At 43.5% G+C, this 253-nt stretch carries 1 pseudogene; it reads right to left on the bottom strand.

From position 1 onward, the window contains the following. Positions 1 to 253 (bottom strand): annotated as a pseudogene (locus MTCD1_RS19760) (sodium-dependent transporter); the annotation flags it as partial.

Raw genomic sequence — 253 nt, 5'->3', positions numbered from 1 at the left:
TTTTTGAATAACGTAAACACACATTAATGCAAATACTAAGGTAAATACGATATTACGCGATAATGAGAAATCGATTAACCAACGACACGCATCATCTGCGCCAACCATTGTGGCAATAGGTGCTAGCGTATTACTCACGAACCAGCCTGACAATACCGCGTAGAAACTAAAGATCATCGCCGCACACACAATCGATGCCAGACCGATAAGGCTACCAATCATTTTAGTGGCCGGCGTACGACCTAACTTAGCC

This window comes from Colwellia marinimaniae, from assembly GCF_002207865.1.
Lineage (GTDB): Bacteria > Pseudomonadota > Gammaproteobacteria > Enterobacterales > Alteromonadaceae > Colwellia > Colwellia marinimaniae.
This window is presented reverse-complemented; position numbering and strand designations above follow the sequence as displayed.